The organism is Halorubrum sp. AJ67 (assembly GCF_000513435.1).
Genome location: NZ_CBVY010000006.1, coordinates 142665 through 145305 on the forward strand (window position 1 = coordinate 142665; position 2641 = coordinate 145305).

The following is a 2641-nucleotide window of genomic DNA, read 5'->3' on the forward strand; positions in this document are numbered from 1 at the left end:
GTTCCGCCGCGTGACGCTGCCCGCGATCCGCCCGGCGATCGCCGCCGGGTCGCTGCTCGCGGCGCTGTACGCGGTCTCGGACTTCGGAACGCCCTCGATCATGCGGCTGTCGGTGTTCACCCGACAGATCTACGTCGAGTACAACTCCTTCGGAAGCGACTACGCCGCGCTGCTCTCCTTACAGCTGCTCGTCGTCGTGCTGTTCGTGCTCGCGCTGGAGTGGCTCGTCCGCTCCGACGCGCCCTCGCACGGGGACGACGCGGGCCGCACCGACGACCGGGTGTCGCTGGGCCGGCTCCGGTGGCCCGCGACGCTTCTGCCCGCGGGGGTGTCCGCGCTCGCGCTCCTCGTCCCGCTGTGGATCCTCGGCCTGTGGCTGGTCCGGTCGGAGGCGGGCCGCCGCCCGTCGATGGCGTTCGAGCCGGTTCAGGTGCTCAACTCCCTGTCGGTGTCGCTCGCGGCGGCGGTCGTCGCCGCGCTGGCGGCGATCCCCATCGCGTACTTCGCCGCGAACCACGACTCGCCGCTCGCCGTCCTCTTCGAGCGCGCGACGTACGTCGGCTTCGCGGTGCCCGGCATCGTCCTCGCGTTGGCGCTCGTCTACTTCGGCTCCAGTTACCTGCCGTGGATCTACCAGACGCTGCCGCTCCTCGTGTTCGCGTACGTCGTGCGCTTCCTCCCGCAGGCGGTCGGATCGAGCCGGACCTCGATCCTCCAGGTCGACCCCCGCCTCGTCGAGGCGGGCCGAACGCTCGGCGAGTCCTCGATGGGGACGTTCAAGCGGGTCACGCTCCCGCTCACCCGGTCGGGTATCGTCGCCGGCGCTGCCCTGGTGTTTCTCACCGCGATGAAGGAACTCCCCGTCACGCTGATCCTCCGCCCCTCCGGGTTCGAGACCATCGTCACCCAGATCTGGCGCGCACAGGGGTCCGCACTGTACCAGTACGCGGTGGTGCCGACGCTGATCTTACTCGTCATCTCGGGGCTCTCGATGGTCGTCCTCCTCTCGCAGGAGGGCGGCCAAGAGGGACTGTAACACCGGAATTTTTGGATATTGCGTGCGAACTCGCGATACCCGGCGGCGACCACTCACGGGCACGCGCCACCGCAAGTGGTCGTTCTCGCGTTGCCCCGTCGTTCCGTGCCGAGCCGCTTCGGAAGGGCCTTTTAACCCGCCCGTCGAACGGACGGTATGTTCAGGCAGTTCCGGTCGGAGGTCGAGACGGCGATGGCGGACGCGCTCGCCTCGCTCGACCTCCCGACCGACGACCTCGGCATCGAACGCCCGCCGGAGGAGATGGACGCGACGCTCGCCTCCAGCGTCGCCTTCCGACTCGCGGGCGAGGTCGGCAACGCGCCGCCGAACGTCGCGGAGACGGTCGCCGAGGCCGTCGACGTCTCGGGGACCGACTACGTCGAGTCGGTCGACACCGCCGGCCCGTACGTCAACTTCCACGCGAACGAGCGCTACCTCGCCGACACGCTCGACGCGGCCGCCCCCGACGCCGACTACGGCGCGCTCCCCGACAAGGAGACCTCCGTGGTGGTCGAGCACACCAGCGCGAACCCGACCGGTCCGGTCCACGTCGGCCGCGCGCGTAACCCAATCGTCGGCGACGCGGTCGCGACCCTCCTTGAGTACGCCGGCTACGACGTCGACCGCCACTACTACGTCAACGACGCCGGCCGACAGATGGCGGTGTTCACGTGGGCCTACGAACGGTTCGACGAGTCGGACTTGGAGAGCGAGCCCGCCCGCGACCGCGCCGAGTACGACCTCGTGCGCTACTACCGGAAGGGGAACGCCTTCTTGGACGAGGCTGACGAGGACGCCGTCGAGGCGGCCGAAGCGGAGATCCAGTCGATCCTTCAGGGGCTCGAATCCGGCGACGAGGAGACCTACGAGCGCGTCGGCGAGGTCGTCGACACCGTCCTCGGCGGCATGAAGGCGTGTCTCGCCCGCCTGCCCGCCGAGTTCGACGAGTTCGTCAAGGAGACTCGGTTCATGCGCGACGGCTCGACGGACGATATCGCGGATAGGCTCAAGGAGACCGATCAGGCCGTCTACGAGGAGGACGCCTGGCAGCTCGAACTCGACGACTGGGGGATCGACAAGAACCTCGTCTTCCTCCGGTCGGACGGGACGAGCCTCTATACCACCCGCGATCTGGCCCACCACGAGTGGAAGTTCGCGAACTACGACCGCGCTGTCACCGTCCTCGGCGAGGACCACAAGCTCCAGGCCGACCAGCTGGACGCGACGCTCGAACTGCTCGGCAACGACACCGACCGCCTCGGCAACGTCATCTACTCGTACGTCAACCTCCCCGACGGGAAGATGTCCACCCGGAAGGGGACCGGCGTGATGCTCGACGACCTCCTCGACGAGGCGATCGACCGCGCCCGCGACGCCGTCGAGTCCCGGATGGACGACCGCATCCGCGACGACGACCTCTCCGAGGAAGACGTCGAGCGCATCGCCCATCAGGTCGGAATCGGCGCGGTCCGGTACGACATCGTCTCGAAACAGCCCGCGAAGGCGATCACCTTCGAGTGGGAGGACGCGCTCGACTTCGAGGCGCAGTCGGCCCCGTTCGTCCAGTACGTCCACGCCCGCTGTGCGGGCATCCTGAGCGAGGCC

At 68.7% G+C, this 2641-nt stretch carries 2 protein-coding genes; both read left to right on the forward strand.

Going from position 1 to position 2641, the window contains the following annotated elements:
• The coding region (locus BN903_RS07700) for an iron ABC transporter permease (protein WP_048077182.1) at positions 1-1036 on the forward strand (1036 nt) is incomplete at its 5' end.
• Between the two features lie 156 nt (positions 1037-1192).
• Positions 1193-2641, forward strand: a 1449-nt coding sequence (gene argS / locus BN903_RS07705) for an arginine--tRNA ligase (RefSeq protein WP_048077183.1), incomplete at its 3' end; no start/stop codon positions are given.